The 25,367-nt window shown below is 44.4% G+C and carries 27 protein-coding genes; 15 read left to right on the top strand and 12 right to left on the bottom strand.

Translation table 11 applies throughout. The annotated features are described in order from the left end of the window. Positions 1-157: 157 nt before the first annotated feature. A complete protein-coding gene (locus H70737_RS12460) occupies positions 158-1,648 on the bottom strand; it encodes a 4-hydroxyphenylacetate 3-hydroxylase family protein (RefSeq protein ID WP_042187635.1) in 1,491 nt (496 codons plus the stop codon). Positions 1,649-1,947: 299 nt separating this feature from the next. Here H70737_RS12460 and H70737_RS12465 point away from each other — a divergent pair, with 299 nt between their 5' ends. Together H70737_RS12465 and H70737_RS12470 are read left to right on the top strand one after the other, a co-directional pair. Next, positions 1,948-2,325 (top strand): BlaI/MecI/CopY family transcriptional regulator, encoded by a 378-nt coding sequence (locus tag H70737_RS12465; RefSeq protein WP_042187637.1) that lies wholly within the window; start codon positions 1,948-1,950, stop codon positions 2,323-2,325. 5 nt (positions 2,326-2,330) lie between these two features. Next, positions 2,331-4,568 (top strand): M56 family metallopeptidase, encoded by a 2,238-nt coding sequence (locus H70737_RS12470; RefSeq protein WP_042187639.1) that lies wholly within the window; start codon positions 2,331-2,333, stop codon positions 4,566-4,568. Here H70737_RS12470 and H70737_RS30705 read toward each other — a convergent pair. Beyond that, positions 4,528-4,710: a hypothetical protein gene (locus H70737_RS30705; protein WP_156113105.1), complete on the bottom strand. Its 183-nt coding sequence runs from the start codon at positions 4,708-4,710 to the stop codon at positions 4,528-4,530. The genes H70737_RS12470 and H70737_RS30705 overlap by 41 nt on opposite strands. 87 nt (positions 4,711-4,797) lie before the next feature. Here H70737_RS30705 and H70737_RS12475 point away from each other — a divergent pair, with 87 nt between their 5' ends. The 6 genes from H70737_RS12475 to H70737_RS12500 all read left to right on the top strand — a co-directional run bounded on the left by H70737_RS12475 (position 4,798) and on the right by H70737_RS12500 (position 8,979). Continuing rightward, positions 4,798-5,127 carry a PadR family transcriptional regulator gene (locus H70737_RS12475; RefSeq protein WP_042187640.1) on the top strand — a complete coding sequence of 110 codons (330 nt, stop codon included), beginning with the start codon at positions 4,798-4,800 and terminating at the stop codon, positions 5,125-5,127. After that, positions 5,120-5,473: a DUF1048 domain-containing protein gene (locus H70737_RS12480; RefSeq protein ID WP_052404266.1), complete on the top strand. Its 354-nt coding sequence runs from the start codon at positions 5,120-5,122 to the stop codon at positions 5,471-5,473. Before H70737_RS12475 ends, H70737_RS12480 begins: the two co-directional genes overlap by 8 nt. A gap of 11 nt (positions 5,474-5,484) precedes the next feature. Then, positions 5,485-6,429, top strand: coding sequence for a daunorubicin resistance protein DrrA family ABC transporter ATP-binding protein (locus tag H70737_RS12485; RefSeq protein ID WP_042187642.1), 945 nt, complete (start codon positions 5,485-5,487; stop codon positions 6,427-6,429). Further along, a complete protein-coding gene (locus tag H70737_RS12490) occupies positions 6,426-7,190 on the top strand; it encodes an ABC transporter permease (protein WP_042187644.1) in 765 nt (254 codons plus the stop codon). The genes H70737_RS12485 and H70737_RS12490 overlap by 4 nt, the downstream gene beginning before the upstream one ends. A 233-nt stretch (positions 7,191-7,423) precedes the next feature. Continuing rightward, positions 7,424-8,677, top strand: a complete 1,254-nt coding sequence (locus H70737_RS12495) for an MFS transporter (protein ID WP_042187645.1) — start codon at positions 7,424-7,426, stop codon at positions 8,675-8,677. 116 nt (positions 8,678-8,793) lie between these two features. Further along, entirely contained in the window at positions 8,794-8,979 is a 186-nt protein-coding gene (locus H70737_RS12500; protein WP_042187647.1) for a hypothetical protein, read from the top strand. Positions 8,980-9,002: 23 nt separating this feature from the next. Here the strand turns inward: H70737_RS12500 and H70737_RS12505 are convergent, their stop codons facing one another. The 6 genes from H70737_RS12505 to H70737_RS12525 form a co-directional block, all read right to left on the bottom strand. Continuing rightward, entirely contained in the window at positions 9,003-11,279 is a 2,277-nt protein-coding gene (locus H70737_RS12505) for a preprotein translocase subunit SecA (RefSeq protein WP_042187649.1), read from the bottom strand. Positions 11,280-11,657: 378 nt separating this feature from the next. Next, positions 11,658-12,740, bottom strand: coding sequence for a hypothetical protein (locus H70737_RS12510; RefSeq protein ID WP_042187651.1), 1,083 nt, complete (start codon positions 12,738-12,740; stop codon positions 11,658-11,660). Between the two features lie 61 nt (positions 12,741-12,801). Then, positions 12,802-14,205: a sensor histidine kinase gene (locus H70737_RS12515; protein ID WP_042187653.1), complete on the bottom strand. Its 1,404-nt coding sequence runs from the start codon at positions 14,203-14,205 to the stop codon at positions 12,802-12,804. A gap of 2 nt (positions 14,206-14,207) precedes the next feature. Continuing rightward, positions 14,208-14,867, bottom strand: a complete 660-nt coding sequence (locus H70737_RS12520; RefSeq protein WP_042187655.1) for a response regulator transcription factor — start codon at positions 14,865-14,867, stop codon at positions 14,208-14,210. 197 nt (positions 14,868-15,064) lie between these two features. Next, positions 15,065-15,223, bottom strand: coding sequence for a hypothetical protein (locus tag H70737_RS30710; protein ID WP_156113106.1), 159 nt, complete (start codon positions 15,221-15,223; stop codon positions 15,065-15,067). 147 nt (positions 15,224-15,370) lie between these two features. Further along, positions 15,371-15,628, bottom strand: a complete 258-nt coding sequence (locus H70737_RS12525; RefSeq protein WP_042187657.1) for a hypothetical protein — start codon at positions 15,626-15,628, stop codon at positions 15,371-15,373. Positions 15,629-16,304: 676 nt separating this feature from the next. On the opposite strand from H70737_RS12525, the gene H70737_RS12530 reads away from it, so the two are divergent. Further along, positions 16,305-16,988, top strand: a complete 684-nt coding sequence (locus tag H70737_RS12530) for a hypothetical protein (protein ID WP_042187659.1) — start codon at positions 16,305-16,307, stop codon at positions 16,986-16,988. Between the two features lie 1,257 nt (positions 16,989-18,245). On the opposite strand, the gene H70737_RS12535 is transcribed toward H70737_RS12530, so the two are convergent. The 3 genes from H70737_RS12535 to H70737_RS12545 form a co-directional block, all read right to left on the bottom strand. Beyond that, a complete protein-coding gene (locus H70737_RS12535) occupies positions 18,246-19,082 on the bottom strand; it encodes a sulfurtransferase (RefSeq protein ID WP_042187660.1) in 837 nt (278 codons plus the stop codon). Between the two features lie 99 nt (positions 19,083-19,181). Further along, a complete protein-coding gene (locus H70737_RS12540) occupies positions 19,182-19,559 on the bottom strand; it encodes a hypothetical protein (protein WP_042187662.1) in 378 nt (125 codons plus the stop codon). A 124-nt stretch (positions 19,560-19,683) separates the two neighbouring features. Beyond that, positions 19,684-20,055: a hypothetical protein gene (locus tag H70737_RS12545; RefSeq protein WP_042187664.1), complete on the bottom strand. Its 372-nt coding sequence runs from the start codon at positions 20,053-20,055 to the stop codon at positions 19,684-19,686. 199 nt (positions 20,056-20,254) lie between these two features. Between H70737_RS12545 and H70737_RS12550 the strand changes: the two genes are divergently transcribed. From H70737_RS12550 to H70737_RS12570, 5 genes are read left to right on the top strand one after another with little or no spacing between them, the layout of a single operon-like run. Beyond that, positions 20,255-21,211 (top strand): ABC transporter ATP-binding protein, encoded by a 957-nt coding sequence (locus H70737_RS12550; RefSeq protein WP_042187667.1) that lies wholly within the window; start codon positions 20,255-20,257, stop codon positions 21,209-21,211. Then, on the top strand, positions 21,204-21,950 hold the full coding sequence (locus H70737_RS12555) for an ABC transporter permease (RefSeq protein WP_042187669.1): 747 nt from the start codon (positions 21,204-21,206) through the stop codon (positions 21,948-21,950). Before H70737_RS12550 ends, H70737_RS12555 begins: the two co-directional genes overlap by 8 nt. A gap of 2 nt (positions 21,951-21,952) precedes the next feature. Beyond that, on the top strand, positions 21,953-22,327 hold the full coding sequence (locus H70737_RS12560; RefSeq protein WP_042187671.1) for a GntR family transcriptional regulator: 375 nt from the start codon (positions 21,953-21,955) through the stop codon (positions 22,325-22,327). A 13-nt stretch (positions 22,328-22,340) separates the two neighbouring features. Further along, on the top strand, positions 22,341-23,042 hold the full coding sequence (locus H70737_RS12565; RefSeq protein WP_197071286.1) for an ABC transporter ATP-binding protein: 702 nt from the start codon (positions 22,341-22,343) through the stop codon (positions 23,040-23,042). Further along, positions 23,036-23,764 carry a hypothetical protein gene (locus H70737_RS12570; RefSeq protein ID WP_042187675.1) on the top strand — a complete coding sequence of 243 codons (729 nt, stop codon included), beginning with the start codon at positions 23,036-23,038 and terminating at the stop codon, positions 23,762-23,764. Before H70737_RS12565 ends, H70737_RS12570 begins: the two co-directional genes overlap by 7 nt. Before the next feature lie 113 nt (positions 23,765-23,877). On the opposite strand, the gene H70737_RS12575 is transcribed toward H70737_RS12570, so the two are convergent. Then, positions 23,878-24,258 (bottom strand): PilZ domain-containing protein, encoded by a 381-nt coding sequence (locus H70737_RS12575; RefSeq protein WP_042187677.1) that lies wholly within the window; start codon positions 24,256-24,258, stop codon positions 23,878-23,880. 123 nt (positions 24,259-24,381) lie between these two features. On the opposite strand from H70737_RS12575, the gene H70737_RS12580 reads away from it, so the two are divergent. After that, a complete protein-coding gene (locus H70737_RS12580) occupies positions 24,382-24,990 on the top strand; it encodes a pentapeptide repeat-containing protein (protein WP_042187679.1) in 609 nt (202 codons plus the stop codon). Positions 24,991-25,367 lie beyond the last annotated feature (377 nt).

The following is a 25,367-nucleotide window of genomic DNA, read 5'->3' on the forward strand; positions in this document are numbered from 1 at the left end:
ATATTCGTGTTGAAAAAATTGTAACACTGATCTCGTATAATTAGGTGCGATTTCTAAGTCTTAACGCTCCAGCCAGGGCTATAGTATTTCATGTCACCTGGCCGTGGGAGCAATTCGAAAAGTTCAATTCAACATGAAAAATATACAAAAAGAAAGCTCAATTAGAAACTACATCTGTTGTTGAATTAGGGAGGGGGTCTTCTGGTGAAATAAATTCGTGAATGATTTGACGGAAGTATTCATGATTATCGTAGCTATTGTACATACGCCAGGCCATTGTTTCTGAATTCCCAAAAAATAACCGCTCAAATTGGGTTTGGCGGCCACCGAATGCACCCGCTCCCAGTTCCCATGCGACCCGGAATAAGGCATTTCGGTACCAAGCATCCGAGACATTACCCTTCAAATACTGATGGAGGTATGAACCGGCACTTGAACTGAAGTCCGATTCAGAGATGATCATGATAAGCCCGCTTGAACTGAGATTTTGAACCATTTCAACCATCTTCGGATAAAACTCTGAAAAGTGAATGGTTGAAGCTAGAAGGGGGCCTTTATCAGGAACAAGAAATCCAAATTTATCGTGGGATGCTCCTACTTCAGAAGCGAGTCTTAACGCTTTGAATGTTTCTAGAAACGTCAGTATTCTTGAAATCGGCAGAATGGTGAAGGACTCGAGCTCAGCATTTTGTTCTTCTGCCAAAGATTCTAGCACACCGAGAAAGAACTCAGTCTTAGCAATATAGCGGGTGATGATTTGGTGACCCATATGGGTATGAAAGTGACTCTCACCGAACAATCGGGCACAGTAGATCTCATCTCCGTAATAAAATATTCGATCATGTGGGATGAGTACGCGGTCAAATATAACAAGCGTATCCATTTCTTCATATCTAGAACTTAAGGGATGGTCGTAAGTAGATGTGGCTGAGTAACTTTCACGGCAAAAAAAAGTCATCCCAGGCAGATCATTAGGTACTGCAAAGGCAAATGCGAAGGGATTATCATCATCTACAAGGGATGGTGAAGGCGTAGGGAATACTAGCATTTCATCGCATGTAGCCCCTTGTGTTGCCATCATAAAAGCACCGGTCACAACCATCCCTTTGTCCTTGATTTCTACGACTTTAGCAGCGATAGAATCCTCTGTGGCATCAACTTGACCGGATATTTTACTTGCTTGAGGCTGGATGAATGCATGGGATAAAGTTATGTCATGATCTCGGCAGTAGGCATAGTATTTCCTGAGGTTCTCAGCATATTTCGGATGAAGGTCCTCAAGGATATCGGCAGCAGTAAACAGGGACATGATTGCCGTATTCATATAATCTGGGGAGCGTCCTAAAAAACCGTGATGTCTGTTTGACCAGAGTTCAATCATTTTTCTTCGACGTTCTAAATCATCAACACTTTTGGGTGGGAGAAAAGATAGACCAACAAGCTCTCCAGTATCAGGCGAAGGGTAGGTCATCTGCGCTAAATAACGTTCGTCACACTGCATGTTGTACAATTCGGCTTGTGTTTGTATGAGGCCTTGAAATGCAGGATGTTTGGATAATGGTCCTTCGATACGCGTCCCTTTGTACCAAATATTGATATTTTGCTGATCGATTCGTTCGATGTATTGATTACCATTTTTAATAGGCACACATTCCACCTCTTTGGAGAGTTGTATTAATATTTTTAATGTACGTAATCATAATTCTTCTTGTACATTGTCCATACACCGGGTCAGTGAAGGGGCCAACCTTAATTTAAACTATAAAAAAGAGGATATTCACAATTATCTCCCCAAATATAGTGTTCTGCACTAACCCCACATCTGCATTCATTGTTAATAGTGATTCGTATTGTTACTTATGGTTGACATAAACGAGACTTACTTGTATATTTTTTACATTGGATTACAAGTGTAGTCATTCAGTAGAAAGAAAGGCGGATAGGATTATGTCTACGGAAATTCCAAAAATCTCGGATGCCGAGTGGGAAGTAATGAAGGTGCTGTGGACTGGAGCCCCGCGCACGGCAGGAGAGATTGTTGAAGCTCTGGAGGGCAGCCGGGACTGGAACCCAAAAACGGTGCGGACGCTGATTAAGCGTCTGACGGAGAAAGGGGCTATCGGTTACAACCAGACAGGAAGGGTGTATTCGTATTACCCACTGGTGCGGGAAGAGGAATGCGTCCAATCGGAGACACAATCTTTTCTGAAGCGGATCTACGGTGGAACGCTGCGCCCGATGTTAGTCAACTTTTTACAGAATGAGAAGCTGTCCCGAGAAGATATTGAAGAATTGAAGAGAATTTTGGATGAGCGAAAGGACTGAGTCGCTTGCTGGAAGCTGCATACAATCTGTTCGTTAAGATATTGTCACTATCCGCTATGGCGAGCGTGCTGGCTTTGCTGATCCTGGCAACCCGTTTCTTGATCAAGAATAGATTAAAACCGACCTGGACGTATCTTCTGTGGATACCGCTGATCGTGAGGTTAGCCGTCCCTTGGACACCGGAAAGTGCGTTCAGCATTTTTAATTTGTTTCCGCTGGAGACAGAATCAGCTCTGACTTTCAATATTCCTTCTGCGCAGCCGGATGTAGGTGATTTGCCTGTGTCCGGGATGAACATTCAAGAGGTGGACTCGACCAAGGTCGCTGAAATAACAGGAACAGGAACTTCAAAGCAAGCCGAGAGACCAGATAGTATGACACTGGTGACTCCGGAAATCTACGATCCTTATGAGACATTCAATACAGGCTGGACGCCGATGCATTTGCTGGTTCTGATCTGGCTTAGCGGAGCAGTGGTAATGATAAGTCTGTCGGTTCGTGAGCAGCTGCGATTCACGGCACGGGTTCGACGGGAACCGGAGATCCGTTCCGCAGATATCCTGTGGTTGTTCGAAACGTGTCAACGAGAGATGAAGGTAAGGCGCCCAGTGAAGCTGGTTGAGACGAAGCAGATTGCCGTGCCCACACTGCTTGGTGTGATGCGCCCCAAGCTGCTGCTGCCGACATCCATGTTGCACACGCTGGAGGCAAACGAACTGCGTCATATATTTCTGCATGAGCTGGCGCATGTGAAACGTCGTGATATTTCGCTGAATCTGCTGACAGGACTGCTGCTGGCCCTGCATTGGTTCAATCCGTTGCTTTGGTATGCCGTTAGCCAAATGAAACGGGATCAAGAGGTCGCCTGTGATGCGCTGGCTTTAAAGCATCTTGCATCGGAGCACCACAAAGACTACGCACGGACTCTTCTTAAACTATTGGAAACATTGACCGATCCAATCCGAGTGGCTGGTGCGGCCGGCATTTCAAGCAGCAAGAAGGAAATGAAAAGAAGGGTAACCATGATCACCAGGCATAAAAAAATCACTGTACAAAACACGGTGTTGGGGTTAGCAGTAATTATGGTCTTAAGTGGCTGTACCTTGACTGGGGCAAAGCTGAGTTCTACGTCAGCCCCGGAGAAGAGTGTTGTTATCCCATCAGCTTCTCAGGCTAAAGATTCAACTGCAATCGATCCCGAAGGAACCCTATTAGCGGAGAAAAACGGAATTACTGTAACTGCGAAGCCCACGGCTGAGCATGCACTTTTGCATGAAGTCACGGTTGATGTGCGCGGTGAGGTTAACAGAACGTTTTTGTGGAATGCCGGCGAAGATGAAACGCGGCCTCCTTCCATTGAAGAAGCCGATCTTAACGGGGATGGTACCAAAGAAATCTTTATTCGTATTACTACCGGTACTGGAACAGGGCTCTCAATGAGTGAGATTCATGTGCTCCAGCCTGTCACTCTGGAAGAGCTTGTGGTAGAGGAACCGGTCGAGACGCTAAATCGGAGGCTGAAATCCTCCATTACACACCGGAATAACCACACTTACGTATCCGCTGAACTAGACGGAAAGCATTTGACTAAAGTGTATGATTACACTGAGGGGGCTTGGGGCGAGAAGATTGGATTTGGCGCCGTAGTTTCGTATGAGCTTGATGGGGACCGTATTGTAGCTCGTTTGGCAGGTGCAGCATCCATCTCTGAGTTTCCGCTTGAAGTTATTGTCGTTTACGGCAAGGAATTGACCATTGAGAGTGTACAGATGTACTATGGCTCGTTTATTTCTCCTCCGCTCAGTGAACAGGATATTAAGTCCTTGCTGGAAAAAAAGCTTCCAGCTAGCGGCTGGACTTTTGGTAAAAAAGGCGATCAATACACGATTAATTTTATGGATCCACCGAATGGCGTAGGGGAAGGCCTTAGCTATAAAATTAATCCTCTTACCGGAACGGTTCATGATACAACTTCTGGCAGTCCAGTGAGAAGCCTTGTGAATCGAGAAGCGATAGATCTGTGGAACATATCTAACGGTACGGAATACAAGAAGGAGCTGTATAAGTTACTTCAGCCAATCTTTGATACAGAAGGCTTCGAGCCAATAGATGAGGATTGGATTTCCGGCTTTATTGGAGATGGTTATTTGTTCAGTAATGTTAGGCAAGGCGGCAGGGAGTTCACGATAAAAGTGGATGTCTTCACTGGTCAATGGGAAGAAATTGCTGACCCGTATAAATAGTTTTGTCGATGTCGAAGAACCTCGTAACAATAAAGAAAGCCCGTGCCCAGCGCGGGCTTTCTTTATTGTTACTGACTAAAAGCAAATGCTTTCCACTCATACCAAATCCAGTCCCTACTGCTGTCGTATTTATTTTCAGCAATCCGCTTTTCCTCCTATTTACAATTCCACTACTCGGTGTTACTATATAGTGGTACTAAGCAATACAGAGTAGCATTGGAGGATTTAAATGGATAACCTAACAGAAATGCTGAAAGGAGTTTTGGAAGGCTGTGTACTTGAAATCATCAGCCGGAAAGAAACCTATGGGTATGAAATCGTAAAAACGCTAAATGCGCTCGGTTTCGAAGATGTTGTTGAAGGAACGGTCTACACCATCTTGATACGGTTAGAAAAAAATAAACTCGTCGATATCGAGAAAAAACCGTCCGAAATAGGACCACCAAGGAAATTTTATAGTTTAAATGAAGAGGGATGGCGGGAACTGTCCATGTTTTGGGAGAAATGGGGATATGTTTCGTCAAGACTTACCCAACTGAAGGAGGATAGCCGTGTATAAGAACATGCTCGCTAAATTTAAAGATTTACGTGAACAAAAAAAGGCTTATAAAGAGTGCGTAAAACGTTCAAAAGCGCTCCCGAACGATTACCGAGAAGTTTACAATATCGCATCGCGCTACATGCTGAACTTCTCAACAAACGATTCTAGCGTCATCAACCTGTTTCCCGAAATGCTTGACATGTTTGAGATGGGAGCTGCTGAAGGTCGAGATGTTCTGGAGATCGTAGGGAATGACGTAATGGCGTTCTGTGACGGGCTGCTCGAGGACGTTTCCGCTCAGACTTGGACAGGGAAAATGCGAGCCAAAATGAACGAGTCCATTCACAAAAAACTTGGAAGATAGGGGGGATTAGGATGACATCGAACAATTGGGCGATTGAAGTAATAGGCCTCAAAAAATCCTATAAGAACGTGGAAGTGTTGCGGGGGGTGGACTTCACTGTTCAGAAGGGTTCAACTTTTGCTCTTCTAGGGTCCAACGGCGCGGGTAAAACCACTATGATTAAAATTCTTGCCACCCTGCTCCAGCCCGACAACGGAAGCGCAAAGATTAATGGAGCCGACGTAACTAAGCAACCAGAGCAAGTACGTAAGGAGATCAGCCTGACAGGACAAAGCGTCACCGCTGACTATATCCTGACCGGACGCGAGAATCTGCGAATGATGGCCAAACTCCGCCATTTGCCCGATCCTGACAAACAAGCCGAGGAGTTATTACGTCGTTTTGACTTGCTCGATGCCGCCGATCGCCGAATCTCCACGTATTCCGGAGGGATGTGTCGGCGCTTGGATTTGGCCATGAGCTTATTGGGTAACCCTTCGGTCATTTTTCTCGATGAGCCGACCACCGGACTTGACCCGCAAGCGCGTCTTGCTATGTGGGATATGATCAAGGATTTAGCGAGATCAGGTGTCACTGTTTTTTTAACTACGCAGTATTTAGAGGAAGCTGACCATCTAGCTGATCAAATTGCGATCTTACACGAAGGTCATATCGTGGCAAGCGGCAGTCCCGCGGAGCTAAAAAATAGATTGCCTAAGGGTCATATCGAGCTTCGATTCGACAATGAAACAACGCTAAATCAAGCACAAGATCTGTTAAAGGAATTTAACGCGACTGCAGATTCGAACAATCTCACGCTCTCCGTCATTACAGACGGAAGTACGAGACAGATGATGCGTCTGCTAACGAAAGCAGCGGAAGCTGACATAGAAATTGCCGAGTTTGCGCAGAAACTGCCCTCGCTTGAGGATGTTTTTCTCGCGATCGTCACTAGCAAAAAGGAGGACTCCCGATGAAATTCATTCATTTTCTAGGCGATACCGCCGTCATGAGTGGGCGTGTCATTCGCCATTCCACACGTAGCATCGACACGATTATTACCGTCATCGCCATGCCGATCATGATCATGCTGCTCTTTGTTTACATCTTTGGCGGAGCGATGAACACCGGTGATGTAAGCTATATCAATTATATTGTGCCCGGAATATTGCTCTTTTGCATTGCTAGTGGCGTAGCTTATTCTTCTCTTCGTATCAATAACGATCTCACAAAAGGCATATTCGAGCGTTTCCATTCCATGCCGATTGCAAAAGCCTCTATTCTAGGCGGTCATGTGGTTGCTTCATTAGTTTTTAACGTCATTTCCTTGCTTGCCATTTTCCTTGTTGCCTTCGGAATGGGATTTCGGCCGAAAGCGGATGTGCTCGGCTGGGTATTAGCCATTGGTATTTTGTTGCTTAGCGTACTTGCGTTTACTTGGATTGCCGTCACCTTCGGCTTGCTTGCTAAGTCATTCGAAGGAGCAGGAGTGTTTTCTTACATTTTGATGTTACTTTTATTCGTTAGTTCTGCCTTTGCGCCGACCGACAGCATGCCTTCGGCTATACGCGTATTCGCAGAATATCAGCCCATGACACCGCTTATCGAGAGTATTCGTTCTCTTTTACTCGGAGGAACGGCAGATAAAACTACGCTTGTGGCGGTATTATGGAGTTTAGCAATACTTGCTTTTTTCTGGGCTTCCGCAATGCGAGTGTATAAACGGAGAATGAAATAGACGTAAAAAAGAGCCGGTGGCTTCTCGAAAGAGGGGGATACCGGCTCTTTGTGTGCACAGGCTAATTTTAAGATGCTGGCTGAATGGTGGGGTGAATATTTCTGTGCTATTCTAGAAATGTGATTTATATAAAATTTTTGTACATAGAATTAGAAGTACCGGATTTGGTAATTAATTTTAATAGGCGAATGGGGAATGAAGGATATTTTTTAAAAATGGGGGAGTAAGTTATAGTGATACCAAACGAAGCACAAAACAAAAAACATTGGAAACGGGATATAATTATCTTTCTAAGTAGTCAAACATTTTCGTTATTCGGTTCTGCTTTAGTTCAATATGCTATTATGTGGTACGTTACGCTTACAACAAAATCAGGTATGATGATGACATTATTTATTATTTGTGGATTCATTCCTACCTTTTTATTATCACCGTTTGCAGGTGTATGGGCGGACCGTTTCAACCGGAAATATCTTATTATGATATCAGATGCCATGATTGCCTTTGTTACACTGATTTTAGCCATTACATTTTTGCTTGGTTATGATGAGATATGGTTGTTGTTCGCCATTGCTGCAGTTCGTGCGCTCGGAGCTGGGGTTCAATCACCTGCGGTTGGGGCAATATTACCTCAAATTGTACCAGAGGATAAGCTGACGAAAGTAAATGGGATTAACGGAAGTCTTCAAGCACTAATGATGTTTGTTGCACCTATCGTTAGCGCGTCATTGCTTTCATTGGCAACAATTGAGGTCATTTTCTTTATCGATGTTATCACAGCGGCGATAGCGATCTTTACATTATCTTTCTTTTTGAAAATACCGTTGCATAAAAAAGCGACTGATAAACAAACGACAAGCTATTTGGACGATTTTAAACAGGGTTTAAGCTATATTAAAACCCACAGCTTTCTCAAAACTTTTTTCATTTTTTTTGCCTTTTTCTTCGTATTGATGGCACCGGCTGCATTTTTAACACCGCTACAAGTGACACGCAGCTTCGGAGATGATTATTGGCGATTAACAGCCATTGAAATTGTTTTTTCTATCGGTATGATGGCTGGCGGAGCAATTATTGCTTCATGGGGCGGCTTACGAAACAAAGTATATACGATGACTTTTGCTAGCTTAATTATGGGTGTATGTACGTTCGCTTTGGGTATTGTACCTGTTTTTTGGATCTACTTGGTTATGATGGCTATTTTCGGCGTAGCTATGCCCGTCTTTAATACACCGACAACCGTAATGCTACAAGAGAAGGTAGATCCGGATTACTTGGGACGCATATTCGGAGTCTTTGGTATGATATCGACTTCCATGATGCCAATCGGAATGCTGATATTCGGTCCGCTCGCAGATGTAATTGAGATTGAATGGCTCCTTGTTGGAACAGGGGTGTTAACTGTAATACTGTCCATTATCTTCATTCGAAACAAACGTTTAGTTGAAGCTGGGATGCCTTTAATACAGGAAGCATCACAAGAGTAGAATTTTGCTAGAAGCGAGAACTTAAAACCCTTGTGTAGATAAAAAAAGAAGCTCTCCTAAAGTTCGATTGAACTTTATGGAAGGCTTTTCTTAATTAGAAAAAAAGGAGACCGACAATGACTTATTCACAGATGTGGAACAACGCAGGAAATGAAGCTGAAATTCTCTATTTGGAACAGCAGATTATGGCCATCAAAAAAGAAATAAAACGAGCAAAAACCGCAGAACAACAGGAGATATTGGATCAAGCGAATCGCAAGCTGGCTGAATTGGAAGCGAAGCTGGATGAGCTAGAGGAGTAGGGGCTAACCGCCCCATCGTTGCATCAATATTTTGACAGCTTGAATATCGGCCTCGCAACCGTGCGAAGCCAATAAGCAAATACGGTCGTTCCGGTCCATGAGGTTCGCTTATTCTGTAGGTATTGATCGTTGATAATATAAGTCCGGGTGGAAGCAGGGCTTTTCAGACCGAACTTTTCCCACTCTGCCGGATCATTTGAACCTCCGAGCTTTTCAAGCATATTTTCTGACGCGATATTTATTTTAGAAGGAATTTGCTCGTAGGCTTCAGTGATTTGCGCATGAAATTCGTCGATTGGATTGCGGCTGGCAAGGCTCTCTAAGTGAATGCCTTCACGAAGGTAAGAAACGTATGCAAGATGGTCAGCCCAGAATTCGTCGATATAAAAAAGCCGTACCCGCTGCTCCGCTGGGCTCAACGGCTGCTCGCCTTTCAAAATTCGCAGCCGCTCCGCGTATAGAATTCGCCTCTGATCCTCCACCATATCCGAATAACAGTTCAGTTCCTTGTGGATATCGAAGTTTTGGCCCATAACAATACGCTGAGTACTTGTGATCTTGCTGCTGAGCCCTGTCTCTTCAAGAGCCTCATCCTGCCTGGGAGCGCGAACTGCTTTATGGATGCCGAAGCGAAGCAGTAACTCGTCCTCCAAGCTTACATAAAAAACGGAAGCTCCGGGGTCGCCTTGGCGACCGGAACGCCCGCGCAACTGGTCGTCGATCCGCACGCTTTCGTTCACATGGGTGGCAATTACGTACAACCCGCCTAGCTTGGCGATTACCTCTGCTTGCGCAGGGTCGCCGCCGCCGAGCCGGATGTCGACCCCGCGTCCCGCCATATTTGTAGACACAGTCACTGCACCGATTTCTCCCGCTTTGGCGATGATGTCGGCTTCTTCTGCGTCGTTTTTCGCATTTAGAACATGGCAAGATACGCCCGAAACCGCTAGCGCCTCTGCCAGCATGGCAGACTCCTCGACGCTTGACGTACCAATGAGAATTGGACGTCCCGTCCTATGGACGGATGAGATTTCTTGTACGAGTGCCTTAAGCTTGGCTTCTTTATGGGTATAAATCCGGTGCAGATGGTCGATTCGAATGTTTGGCCGGTTCGGTGGAATTTGCAGCACCTGGAGCGCATAAATATCTTCGAAGTCCATCGCGGAAGCATGAGCGGTAGCCGTCATTCCGCAAATCTGCGGATACAGGCTAATGAAGTGTTGAATGGTGATCGTCCCGAGAATTTTCCCGCCGGCTATGGAGTACAGCCCTTCTTTTGCCGTAAGCGCGGCTTGCAGCCCGTCCGGCAAATACCGGTTCTCCGCCACTCGGCCGGTATATTCTTCGATCAGCTCGATTTTTCCGTCCCGGACGATGTAATCTATGTCTTTCTTTAATAACGATTCCGCATGCAGCGCGCAATTTAAAGAAGTCAGCAAGTGACTGTTATGGCTATCGTATAAATTGCCGCATCCCAGCATCAATTCCGCATGCGCAGCGCCTGTTTCATTTAAGTAAACGTTCCGCTGGAACTCGTCGAAGTCGTAATGTCCATCTCTCTTAAGCTGCCGAGCTACTTCTGCGAAACGAAAGCCGTCGCTCCTGGAAGAGGGCATATCTCCGCTGATGACCAGCGGTACCCGTGCTTCGTCGAGAAGCAGCGAATCCGCTTCGTCGACGATGACGTAGTGGAAAGGACGATGCACGGTATCGGCTTCGTTTAGTGCAATTGAGTCGCGCAAGTAATCGAATCCCGCTTCTTTGGCCGTAACATAGGTTATATCCTTGGCGTATGCTTCCTGTTTTTCGGACAGGCTCATGCCCGCTTGAACCGAGTTTACCGTTAACCCGAGAAAACGATAGATCGGGCCCATCCATTCCGCATCCCGTTTGGCTAAATAATCGTTAAAAGTCAGAACATGAATGCCTTTGCCAGTCAGTGCATTTAGATATGCAGGCATAACAGCAGAAAGTGTTTTTCCTTCACCGGTATGCTGCTCGATCAAGAATCTCTCGTGCAGAGCGATGGCAGCCATGATCTGGACATCGTAAGGATTTAATCCAAGCTTTCTCTTCGCTGCCTCGCATACTAACGCATAAGCAGCGATAAGCAGCTCATCCAAAGGTGTACCTGATTTTGCTTCCTTTTGTAGCCGGAGGGATTCCGCTTGAAGCTGCCCATCGTCCCATGCTTCCAAATTCCGTTTTCTGATGAGCTCCACTTTGTCCTGATAAACTTTCAGCTTATTCTGGGTGTCGCGGTCTTTGAATTTATGCATCAATTTGACGGCTATATTCATAGAAATCTGATCTCCCCTCGGTAGAAATACGCTTAGTTTTGAACAATATTTGCGCTGATCAGTCGGTTAACAAGTTCCTGGATTCAATCTACCAAAATATTCTATTAAATGCAATTTGGACAAAGGATAGAGATTATTAAAGCGTGGATGCTTCTAGGTACACTACAACTATCATCTTCGAGTTTTTGATTGCAGATTGTTTGCAGAAGAAACCAAAAAGGACTGAACAGGGATCTTACTCATCACCTAGTTCAGTCCACAAACCACTTATTCAAATGCCTCGCAATTCTTACTCTTCCTCAGTAGCTTCTTTGACTTTTTCAAGAACTGGTTATACCGATTTGAAATATAATTTCCCCTTTGTTCATCCTTAATATCCTATTTAGCAGCTTCTGCTTCTTCATAGATGAGGCACCGAAGAGTCTGATCTGGGTAGCGTAACTCTGCAGTATAACTGCTGCCGTCTTCGAGCAACATTTTGACCGCTACCATACCGCGCTTATTATTTACGTCAGTGTCTGTAAGGGAAGCCGTGGCGATTTTCCGGGTTTCTCCTTGTCTGTCTGTAACTATTTTTATAGCCTCGTTAATCCAGGTTGCATCCTTTTGGATAGCGATGGCAGCTTCAGCATTGATTGGGGTTCTTGTGAGTGAAAAATTAGCTGCGGTCGTATCTACTACCGTCCGGGTGGAGGGATCAATAATTACGGTATATTGCCAAAATTCCTTACCTTGTCCTCTTAAGGTGTTGGTTTTATAAGGGGTGAATATTACCATCCAGGTCTTTTTCTTTGATAGCATGGATTCTCCTTGGCTTGCTTTTACTTCAAGCTTGGAGACGTCAGCTCCGAATATTTTTCGCACACTTGAAGCGGCCATGGCAACGGCGTCGGTCTGGCTCAAATTCCCTGTTTCTGGAGGGGTTACAATATTCCGTTTGGACAAGGCATAGGCCTCCCGGTAGAACCAGTCAATATATTGTAACAGTTCCTCGTCAGTCAATGTCCGATTCGGATACTTGAGCGTGTTTTTCTCCAAGTCAAAATAAAACTCCGCTTGTCCCGATTTTAACGGGAACAGCTGCTTGGGACGAAGGCCGTCATACACATACTGGTCTTCCAATATCAGCCTCCGGTTTATTTCATCCTCGGTCATCTCCCTTCCGATGGTGATAATTTCGTTATTGGGCTTGTCCGCAAAATCATAAATTTGCTGCATTTCTTCTTGGGTCATCAGCTGCTCTAGATCTCTGTTCACAGTAGATACCGGAGCTTCTGCTTCTACTTTTAGTACGGGTGCCTTGCTGCTGTTCAAGGTTAGATTGCCCGAGTCTTGTACTGCAGAAATGCTCTTGGCGGCGGTGGTGTTCACAAATCCTGGGACAATCATTGCGCTCACCGCCAGCACGCTTCCAGAGAACAAGAGTACAGCGAGTGTAGCGGAAATCTTGTTGTTCTTCATTTAACTTAACCTCCATTGGGATCGGATGATGATGAATCTTCCTAACCTTAATCCAAAGATGTTATAGAGTAGGAGGGCAGTTGTTATAGAGTTGTAAAAAGAGTCTGATGCTAGTTCCCTCGCCGAGGACAGAGTTTAAGGATAGTCTGGCCTTATGCGCTTCAGCAATTTGCCGACATAATGATAATCCTAGACCAGCGCCGCCATATTCACGGGAACGAGCCTGGTCTCCCCGATAGAAAGGTTCAAACACACGTTTAGCCATCTCTGCGGTGATTCCGGTTCCCGTATCACGGATTTCTAGCACGGCTTCTCCATCCAGCTCATAGGCCAGCATGTGGATTTCGCTGCCTTGCTGGGAGGCATGAATCGCATTCTCAACCAGATTTACCAATAATGAAGCTAGTAAATCGGGATCTCCCCAGACATTTGAAATCGTATGTTGGACATGAAATCTTATGCCAGCATCCGTTAATTTTGGGCGCTCCGTCTGTTGGATAGCTTGAAATAGTTCCGAAATATCCACCTGCTGAAGTGCCAACGGCTGATGCCGGAGGACAGACAAATCCAGCAGCTTGAAGGCCAGATTCTTGAGACGAAGGGTTTCACTAAGAATATAGCCACCCGCAGTTTGCTGTTCTTCCTGTCCAATATTGGCCGTGGTCAGAAACTCGGCGAACCCCTGCATGCTGGTCAAAGGCGTGCGCAACTCGTGGGCCAAATTATCTACCATCCTTTGTTTCTCTTCAGCCATGTCTGAGAGTTCCGTAACCCTCTGCTCCACGGCCTCCGCCATCCGGTTGAAGTTCAAGGCCAGTTCGCCAAATTCATCTTTGCTGCGCAGCTGCACCCGTTTCGTATAGTCGCCTTCGGCGATTGTTTTGCTGGTCTCTGACAGGAGCTTTAGCGGCTTGCTTAGATGCCGGATTAGAAGATAAAGAAGAAGCAGTAGAACGGGTCCCACGATCCAGTTAATCATTACAAAAAAGCGGTTCAGTTCCTGTTGCTTGTTGAAGAGCTCACTGATATCACGCTGATAGACAAGCAGCAAATGCTGGTAAGGAGCAGGAAGCTGAGTGGAGAGCTGAATAGAGCGTTCGTCTGAGGATACAGGCTGATCGCCTTTTCCCAAATTAGATTTCCCGAATTGTCCTTTTTGGGGAGGGTAAATCATTCGGTCGTTCTCCCATAGCTGCAAATAGATTCCCTGCTTACGGTAGTAATCTCCATAGGACTCAGAGACGCTGGCCAGTAGAATAGGGGTCAATGCCGTTCCCCGCGCTTGAATAGAATTAAGGTTCTCATAAATATTGTTGGCAATTAACAATTGCTCACTGGATGCTCTCTGCATTTCACTGTCCATGTTTAGCTGCCAGCTTTTTTTCATCACCATAATGACACTTACATCCAGAGCGGCAATAAAGAGAGCGAGTACCGACAGCAGAATCTTATGCCAGAATCTCATGATTAGCTCTGAACTTCCAGGCGGTAGCCTAGCTTAAAAATGGTTTTGATCCGTTCTTCCCAGCCCAGCTTTTTACGTAGCTGCCGGATGTGAACATCCACGGTGCGGGTGTCGCCCTCAAAATCATAGCCCCACGCCAATTCCAGCAGCTTTTCCCTCGACAATGCAATATTCCGGTTACGAATTAATACATCAAGCAGCTCGAATTCCCTAACGGTCAAATCAACCGGTGTCTGATCTACTAAAACTTGCCGTTCCAGGTAACGCACCTCAACATTATCGCAAATGAAGCTGGAAGTGCCTTTTTCACCCCTGCGCAGGACTACATTGATTCTTGCCAGCAATTCAAGAATTTCAAAGGGTTTAATGATATAATCATCCGCGCCCAGCTCGAAGCCTTTAATGCGGTCAGCCAAAGAATTCTTGGCGGTGATCAAAATCACTGGAACCTGCATATGTGCAATCCGCTGCATCACCTCAAAACCATCCAATTCCGGAAGCATAACATCCAGCAGAATCAAATCAGTCTTTTCACGCTCCAGAATTTCGAAAACCTCCGGTCCACGGTATGCCTTGCTATATGTATGTCCAACCAGCTTGAGATTCATTGTAATTAAATCATTAATCGCTCGTTCATCTTCTACTACCAATATATTTGCCATTTTGTATTTCTCCTCCTAGTACCTTGCTCACTATGTGCCACTTTCGTTATACACTATATACAACTAGAGGAAGGATTGTCCAGAAGGTTGGTAGTTTCATCAAGCGTTAATACCTAATAGGATAGAAAATTATGTGCTGAACTGTTACCTTAACAGTACAAACTTTTATATTGGTCTTCCATCTATCATGAAAATATTTATAAATATAAATTGTTGATATCGAATATATCTGAGAAACTCCAGTGTGAGGTATACGGGCCACCACCAGTACCACCAGCACATTCGGGCAGTCGTGACGCACAGGAGTTAGCTTTGTACTCTAATGGTTTACTTGGCACAGACAAGGTTAACATCATAGAGCGATATCCTCAGGTTGCTGGATTTTAGAGCGTTTGGATTTTAGAGCGTTTGCTTCGGAGGCGGGCAGCGAACGGATTGTACGTAAAAAGCTGCCCAAACTTCCCGGGCAGCCTCTCATATTCTTACGCGTACGTCTTTTGAGATCAAGCCGTTTGCGCCTCATGTTTGCGAGCTGTTACAGTGTCTTCTTTTTCCGTGGACCCGTTGTCCTGACGCTTAACTGCTTCCTCGTCTCGTACCCCATTCAATTCATGTTCGTTCTGATGAAATTCCTTGAGTATATTCTGGTAAATATGAGCCTCTTGAAGGTTCAGTCCGTCGCGATTTTCTTTCAAAACCCAGTTCTCGACCGTTTTCTTCAAGATTTCGCTCTTCCGTTCCAGCAGTTCCGTATAACTCAATTTACTTCATCCTTTCCGGTTCATAGTTTCAAACGCCGGATGGACTTTCTTTACTTGTCATTTCGTGCGTTTAACATCACATCCGACGTAACGTTTACCATTATACAGAAAATCCTGGTCGAACCCAACGCGGACCAACCGTCCTCAGATAGGGTGAGCACTACTTAGAATGGAACGGGAGTCCTCAGCGGACCGTTTCGCAGAAGTGCGGCCGGATACTCCGGTATACTGACAGTTGCTTCTCTTTCATATAATCGTTTAACCAGATATCAAGCACGCGCTTTTAACTTTAATCTTCCTCAAGAGCAACCGTAATCCCCATACGAAACCCAATCACTCTAACTCACTGCATACCGTTGTATATTCGTATATCCGGCCTTCTCCAGCGATATTACCCCGGGCGGGCAGTTGATTAAAATGGAAAGTAAACCCAAAATTGAAAAGATAAAATATGCCATATGAAAATGTATTAATAGTGAAAATATTAAAAGAAAAGAGGAGTTTATTTTGAATGATCCTGCCAATTTCCTATTGTGCATTCTAATGATAATGTGGCACACTATGTATAAATAAAACCAAACGAGGCAAAGAATGCCCCGTCTCCTTTCCTTTTGGAATAGAGGCGGGGTTTTGTATGATTAAAAACATATTTCGTTGCAGAGCGAGGGGATAGGTAATGGGTTTCGAGAGCGAGCATAATGAATGGTTATGTAATCATCTTAAACAAAGGAAGGGAGAGCGGCTCGATGCACTTAAACGCGGTCATGGTTACGGAAACCGCTTGTTTGTCGAGCGGGTGTGGTGGCCTCTAGCCGGACATTTTCACGGATTACACCCAGAATATGAAGTTAAGGACTGGCGCGGCAGATCCTATTTTGTGGATATTTTGTGGGAGATCGGAGCCTCGCGTATTGCATTTGAGATCATGGACTATGGCTCACATGGAACGGATCGTAGCAAATACCGGATGGACTTGAACCGCGGGCTTTTTCTACAGTCTCAAGACTGCACGGTGCTCTATATCTCGCTGGATGAGCTAAAAGAAAATCCATCCTTCATTCTCTCCGCGCTGCGGAACATTCTCTTTTCTTATTTGTTAGCAGAAAAGTCTGCGAAGACAACCGTTGAGAGAGCCTATTCCAGAATCGAGCGCGATCTGATGCGGGCAGCCATCCGGCACCATCGAGTCCTTCGCCCGGCTGATGCCGCGAGAGAGCTGGAATTGCACACGATGACGATCATTAAATACTGCCGTCAGCTGGTGGATAAAGGTAAATTTCGCCCGGTAGCAAGAGGTTCATCTCAGCGGATCATTTACTATGAATATATTGGTACGCTACAAAGTCCAGATTTGGTTTGAAGATGAAGTCCGTCGTGAGAATGTGAATGAAAAATCGAATACAATGTGCCGTCGGTAGGCTGAACGAGCCAAATGTATGCGAAAAATCGAATACAATGTGCCGCTGGCAAGCTGAAGGAGCCAAATGTATGCGAAAAACCGCATACAATGTGCCACCGGCAAGTTGAACGAGCCAAATGTATGCGAAAAAGTGAATACAATGTGCCGCCGGCAAGCTGAAGGAGCCAAATGTATGCGAAAAACCGCATACATGTGCCACTGGTACCATAAACGAGCCAAATATACACGAAAAATCGAATGCAATGTGCCGCCGGCAAGTTGAACGAGCTAAAAGTCTGCGAAAAATCGAATACAATGTGCCACCGGCAAGCTGAACGAGTTAAATGTATGCGAAAAAGTGAATACAATGTGCCGAGGGTAGGTAAACAAGCCAGATGTATGCGAAAAATCGAATACAATGTGCCGTCGGCAAGTTGAAGGAGCCAAATGTATGCGAAAAAGTGAATACAATGTGCTGCCGGCAAGCTGAAGGAGCCAAATGTATGCGAAAAATCGAATACAATGTGCCGACAGTAGGTAAACGAGCTAAATGTATGCGAAAAAGTGAATACAAAGTGCCACCGGCAAGTTGAAGGAGCCAAATGTATGCGAAAAACCGAATACAATGTGCCACCGGCAAGCTGAACGAGCCAAATGTATGCGAAAAACCGAATACAATGTGCCACCGGCAAGCTGAACGAGCCAAATGTATGCGAAAAACCGAATACAATGTGTCGCCGGCAAGTTGAACGAGCCAAATGTGTGCGAAAAACCGAATACAATGTGCCGCCGGCAAGTTGAAGGAGCCAAATGTATGCGAAAAAGTGAATACAATGTGCCGACGGTAGGTAAACGAGCTAAATGTATGCGAAAAAGTGAATACAAAGTGCCGCCGGCAAGCTGAAGGAGCCAAATGTATGCGAAAAACCGCATACATGTGCCACCGGTACCATAAACGAGCCAAATGTATGCGAAAAATCGAACACAATGTGCCACTGGCAAGCTGAACGAGCCAAATACACACGAAAAATCGAATACAATGTGCCGCCGGTAGGTAAACGAGCTAAATGTATGCGGAAAACCGAATACAATGTGCCACCGGTACCATAAACGAGCCAAATGTATGCGAAAAATCGAATACGATATTTTTCCAGTCTGGTAAATCAGACCTCTGATTTCCAGGGGAATCACAAGAATCCGCGCCGCAGGTTCTTTATTCTATTCTTCTCCTATCGCCACCGGATTCTCCTCATACGAAATCCAATCACTCCAACTACCCGCATACAATTTCACATTCCTATACCCAGCTTTTCCAAGCGCAAGCACATTCGGGCAGGCACTTACACCTGAACCACAGTACACGATAATTTCTTGCTCAGGATCAATTCCCTCATAATGCTCTTTCAGCACCTCAGTTGATTTCCAGCGTCCTTGCTCATCCAGCACTTCTTTCCAGAACTTATTGATCGCCCCAGGAATATGACCTGCCTTCGGATCAATCGGTTCTTCCAGCCCTTCATAGCGACGGGACTCGCGGGAATCAATCAATAGTGCACCACCGTCGTTAACCACATTTTGCACATCTTCCATGCTAACAAGCATCTTCTTCTGAACATCTGCTTCATACTGGCTAGGAATCCTAACCGCTTGATGATCACTGACGGGGAAGGATGCTTTTTTCCAAGCAGAGTAGCCTTCATCCATTACAAACACACGTTCATGTCCCAAATATTTAAGCATCCACCACAGACGGGAAGCGTAGGCACCACCTTGATCATCATAAGCAACGACAATACTATCTCTGTTAATGCCAACCTTGCTAAGAACGGTGGTTAGCTTCGAGATTTCTGGTAGGGGGTGGCGCCCCCCGTGTGCGCTTACTGGAGCGGAGAGTTGTTCTTCTAGATGAAAATAGATTGCGCCGGGAATATGATCTTCCGTATAGGCTTTACGCCCAGCTTCCGGATCCGTAAGTAAAAAACGGCAATCGACTATAACCAGTTCAGGTTCGTATAACCGAGCAAGCAGCCATCGGGTAGAAACGATTGGTTCCATAAAGATACCTTCTTTCTATTAATATGTATGGAGTCATTATAGCGGAAAATAAATGAGGACGCACCTTAAGCTTATAGCTTAAACTGCGTCCTCAGGTGATTAGATCAAACGATATCCTGAAGGCAAGCTACCAGTGCGCTGTATGGCGCGAACCTGCGCCGGAGTCAGACGCTGATTGCTTGAAATGAGCGATTCGACATCTCCTCTACGGAGAAAGTCATCTAGTTCGCGAATGCTGCGGTTACCACGCAGAATTACGAAATTGTCACGGAAGCGAGAGCGATCGAACAACACAAGCGTAGCGTTCGGATTCGTTGAGAAAAAGCGTAAGCTTTCTATTCCAGTAAGTACTGCATCAATATCTGCAATGCCTAGATTGCCGCGATAGGTTCTGCGGAGCCCACGAAAGTTCTCCTCACTATATACTCTAATCTGGGATAGATTACGGACGCTGCTTTTATGGTTACCATATTTCATCTCTCCTTGTTGGATTGATTTAGCAGGTGAATTTACTAACTATTTGACCTTAGAAGATAAGTTGGGAAAAAGGAGTAACCTGGGCTCTTGCTCCAGATTACTCCTTTCTTGTTGAATGGAAATGTTAGATCAGGCGATATCCCGCAGGCAAAGTGCCGCTGCTGCGGATATTGCGAATCTGTTCGAGAGTTAATCGTTGATTAGTTGAAATAATCGATTCCACATCATTACCGGAAATGAAATCGTCCAAATCACGGATGCTGCGGTTTCCACGGAGTACGCGGAAGTTCCCTCTAAACCTAGTTCTTGTGAACAGTACCAGTGTTGCGTTGCTGCTGGTAGAGAAGAAACGAAGACTCTCAATACCATCGAGGATGTTGTCCGTATTACGAATGCCAAGGTTGCCGGTAAAGATTCTACTGCTACCCCTAAAATTTTCTTCATTGAATACAGTCAAACGTGGGTTAGTCTGTGATACATGAACCTCTTTTTTCATTTGTCATTCCTCCTTTGTAATCTAATCTATGTTCATTTCAATTTTTGGTTTGGCAGATAGTCTAATAGAAAGCCCTTATTTTGCGTAATCCATAATTTCGGGCTTTACATCAACAATATATTAGTGTACTATTCAACTATAACACCGATACATTAAAACAAACTCATCAATAATACAAAAGATGGCAGGGAGGATTACCATGAAGCAGGGAAGTGATGAACGCATGCAGGATTCAATCGTGCTGCAAATGAATGGGGTAAGCAAGATCATTAAAGGGAAATCCATTGTGGATAAGCTGACATTTGATATCCGTAAGGGAGAAATTGTTGGGCTATTGGGACCCAATGGTGCAGGGAAGACAACAACGATTCGGATGATGACGGGTCTTATACGGATGAGTGAAGGCGATGTGATCGTTCAAGGTCACAGTGTTAAGAGTGATTTTAATAAAGCTATTGGACATATTGGAGCGATTATTGAAAATCCAGAGTTCTATTCGTATATGACAGGGCTTGATAATCTAAAGCAATACCAGAGAATGACAGATAATATTGAGGCTGGAAGAATTGATGAGGTTGTGGAATTGGTAGGACTTCAGGAAGCGATGAATAAGAAAGTGAAGGCCTATTCGCTTGGTATGCGTCAACGTCTTGGGATTGCTCAGGCGTTACTGAACCGACCAAAGTTATTGATTCTAGATGAACCTACGAACGGTCTTGACCCAGCAGGCATACGAGAAATGCGTGATTATATGCGTAGGATTGCTGAGGTTGAAGGGATTTCTATTCTAATATCCAGCCACTTACTGACTGAAATTGAACAAATTTGTCACCGGGCCATCGTGATTCAGAACGGCAAATTGGTGACCGTTACAACGATAGGTGGGGAGCAGGAGACAGTTGCAGATGTGAAACTAACCATTCGTGTAGGCTCAGTAGAATCAGCAATTAACATCTTGGAAGGTCTAGAATACGCAGAGCTATTGTCTATGGATAGTGCTCGTTCTGAGGTGACAATAAATCTGCATGACAGTAAAGTGCCGGAACTAGTGTCGACTTTTAGTAATAAAGGGGTAGGTATTTACCGGATTGCAGAGAATAAACAAAGCTTAGAGGAAGATTTCTTGAAATGGACAGGAGGGAACCGAATTGCGTAGCTTTAATAATTTGGTTGTTAATGAATGGCTCAAGCTCTCGAAGAAACGTACGTTTTTTGTACCTTACCTGATATTAATTCTAATATCCATGCTATTAGGTTACATTGTTCATTCTGCCTCACCGGATATGTTTGGATCAGCTTATGATTTTTCAGCAATGATGCTGCTTTCACAAGGGATTGGGCAAGTGATTACCATTCTCGCAATCATCGGAACAGCGGGAATAGTCTCGAAAGAATATAGTCAGGGCACCATCAAATTCCTTCTAATCCGTGCGAGAAGTCGTACAGCAATACTTGCGTCCAAATATGCTGTTGTGTTGATTTACGCGTTCTCAGTGGCAGTTGTCGGCATGTTGGCAGTTTTTGCATCAGGAGCTTTATGGTTTGGCTTGAGTGGTGGTGAGGCTGGTATTCGTGAGATGTTAACCAGTATAATGTATAACTCAGTTAGTACAGTTGTATATACAACACTTGCTTTTATGATCGGGATTTTGACAACATCTACGGGTGTTACAATTGGTGCTACAATGTTTATGCTGATGATAGACAAATTGGTTATTTTTCGTGAATTTTATAAATATGTATTATTTCCCAACCTAAATTTAGCTGCTTATGAAGGTGGAGGAGCACCTATGCCTGGAATGACGCTGACCTTTTCCATAGTAATGCTAGTTTTATACACAGCTGTCTTTCTACTCGTAGGCTTCTCCGTCTTTAGACGAAGGGATGTTGCTTAATCATGACAATCGAATTCGATAACAACTTGCCGATTTATATTCAGATCATGAATTACATCAAAGGAGAAATCGTCACAGGTAAGTTAAAACCAGGAGATAAAATTCTCTCGGTACGAGAGCTTGCCAATGAACTGCAGATTAATCCGAATACAGTACAAAGAACCTTTCAGGAACTGGAGCGTGAAGAAATCGTGGAGACCCGGCGTGGAATGGGAAGATACGTCACTAGTAATGAAGGAACTATTTTGACCATCAAAAAAGAAATGGCAAAGGATGTACTAGATCGTTTCATTCGTGGCATGCAGGACCTTGGTTTTCAAGGTGAAGATATTTTAGCGGCAGTAGCAGAGAGTATCCGAAACAAGGATGGAGAATAGGGGGATAAGCAAGTTGGAAAATATACTTGAGATTCATGACGTTACAAAAAAATATAGATCCAAGCACGCCCTCCGCGGAGTATCCTTTAATCTGAGTGCGGGTAAAATCACGGGACTGCTGGGCAGTAACGGCAGCGGTAAAAGTACACTAATGAAAATCATCGCCGGGCTGACACAGCCTACTTCCGGTCGTGTATCCATTATTGGAGGGGCTGTAGGCTTAGATAGTAAAGCAGTAGTGTCATTTATGCCCGATAAGCCGCTTACAGAATCCTGGATGAATGTTAAGGATGCTCTAAAGTTCCAAAGTGATTTCTATCCGGATTTTGATCAGACTAAGGCTTCTCGAATGTTGGAGTTTATGAAGCTAAGAGCTCAAGATAAGGTGAAGGATTTGTCCAAAGGGATGAATGAACGTCTACAGCTTACACTTGCTTTATCACGCCGAGCTAGCCTGTATTTACTGGATGAGCCAATCGGTGGTGTTGATCCAGTAGCTAGAACTAAAATTCTTAACGCGTTAGTAGAGTTTTATGAAGAGGACAGCACCATTCTCCTTTCTACTCATTTAGTATCGGATATCGAGCGGATCTTTGATGATGTGATTTTTATAAAAGAGGGAGAAATTGTGATGCATACGGCGGTAGAAGATATCCGGCTGCGCCAAGGTAAAAGCATAGACGAACTGTTCAGAGAGGTGTACGCAGAATGCTAAAGCTAGTGAAGTATGATTTTAGACGAGATAGGGATAAGTTTCTTGCTGTTTTTGTAATCACCATTCTTGTGCAGTTTGTGATAGGATTTACTGTTCAATCAGATCAAGATATGTTCATGATGAACATCACTTCCTATGCCGTAGCAGGTGTAGTGCTTCTCTTTTTTAGTCTGCGCACCTTCGGTCAGAACCTGAGATTATTCAATCGGAGGCTTGTGCCAGTACCAGTCCTGTATACCGTTCTCTCACCAGTAATGCTGTTTTTAGGGTCGTTACTCGGTTTATTTCTAGTCGCTTATATTCATTTAGCAGTAGATATTATGATGTTTTCAACTTCGTTTTTACCGGAAAAATTTTGGCTGATTTCCGCATATACAGTGCTAATTGTCTTTTGGGCTTCCGCCTACTCTATGTTGCTCGTGATGTTCTCCATGACCGTTGCAATGAGTGTGAGAGTGAAAGGAAGAGTATGGATTGGGATAGCCGTTTTTTTTGTAATACAGTATATAATTTCTTTATTAGAGTCATCGATGTTCGATCATAAAAATATCACTTTGGAAAGAGCTTTTCGATTTGAAGTGACGGATGAGGCCGCTAAATTAAATGATATTGAGATCTCTCAGTATGTTCTTGGCTTACTTCCTACCCTGTTCGAAGCTGTGATTATTACGATTCTAGTATTTGCTATTGTTAAGCTCGTTAAAAAAAGAGTGGAGTCCTAGGTACACGGTGAAATAACGCTTTTTAGAACGGAGGCAGAGCGATTAGCTTTGTCTTCGTTTTTATGCAAAAAAAAGACGCCCTTCCATGAGAAGGGCATCTGTTATGTAGAATTCTACAGGCCCTCTACATTTAGAGAGGCTGTCCATATATCGAGTTCTCTATGTAGCTGTTCTTCTTCGTCCTCGTTCAATTTAAGTTTAACTCCATATTGGTATTGGCCGAGTCCGAACATCCAGCCCCAACGGACGCTACCCACGAGTTGAAGCTTTTCTTCGTTTAATTGAAGATGAATTACTAGCTTTGTATCGCCCGCCGTGAATCGAAGATTCAGGGGGGTGCGCACTTTGCAGCCAGATCGGCTAAGATCGAGCAACACAGCTTCTGTTAGCTTTCCGGCACCCGGACCGCTACTACTTATTGGAACTTCAATCCAGCATTCAAGCGGCTGGTTCATTACATAGCGAAATGGTTCTTTCCTGCTGGACACATCCATAATTTCCCTCCATATCGTTTATTTGCAATTATATCGAAAGAGATTGTTGAGAACAATCTACTAAAGTGCTATTTTTAATAAGAATAAATTTATTTAATCCTAATGAAGGTGATGAGACTTAACATGTACCAATACCTTAATGAAACGTTCCAAAAACACAATTTTGACCAAGGAAGTCTACAGGACGGGGAACTAAATAACTGTACATTTGAGCAGTGTTCCTTCAAGGGAAGCTCTATGGAAGAGATGACTTCCATCGGCTGCCGATTTATAGATTGCGATTTTACTGGAGCCATGCTCAATGCATCACACCATAAAGGCACGGCTTTTACTAACTGTAAGTTCACGGGTGCGAATCTGTTCGTATCGAAATTTGAAGATTGTAAAATGGTAGGCTCTGATTTCTCAAATGCTTATTTGGACGGGATCACACTTATCGGCGGGGACTGGTCCTACACGAACCTGAGACATACCAATCTTAGCAGACAGGATCTGCGCGGGATTCGATTTACTGAGGCCGATCTAATGGGTTGTAATTTGCAAAAAAGTGATCTTCGAGGGGCTGATCTGAGCCGTGTACAGCTGTCTCAATGCAAGCTTAAGGGGGCTGACCTACGGGATGCTATTGTTGAAGGAATTGATTTGAAAAGTTTGGATCTGCAGGGTGTTCGTATGGATATAGATCAGGCTGTACTGTTAGCACGCTCTTTTGGGGCTAAGGTAGGGAACTAGGAATAGGGGCATCAGCTGCTAATGTTGTAGCGGTTGATGCCCCTTTAGATTGTTATCAAGAAATACATATGCACATTGTATGAAACTTCTTATGTATATTTGCTTGCTTAACGGTTAACGCAGTCTTTTTCTGGGTTTGGCCCACCATTTAATCCAAAGAAAACCTTCGTCATCACGGAAAAATTTAATGCCTACCCAGCGTAAGGGTGTCCATAGTTCTCTAAAGTAATATGAAGGCATAGTCTATTAGACCCTCCTATATAGTCAATTAATACTATATGTTACGCTAGTTTTAATGAAACTTCAAGACAATTTTACTTATAATTACATATTATGAATCTACGAGAAGTAAATTGCTCATGTGAGCAGGACCAATA

It is taken from the genome of Paenibacillus sp. FSL H7-0737 (genome assembly GCF_000758545.1).
Lineage (GTDB): Bacteria > Bacillota > Bacilli > Paenibacillales > Paenibacillaceae > Paenibacillus_AQ.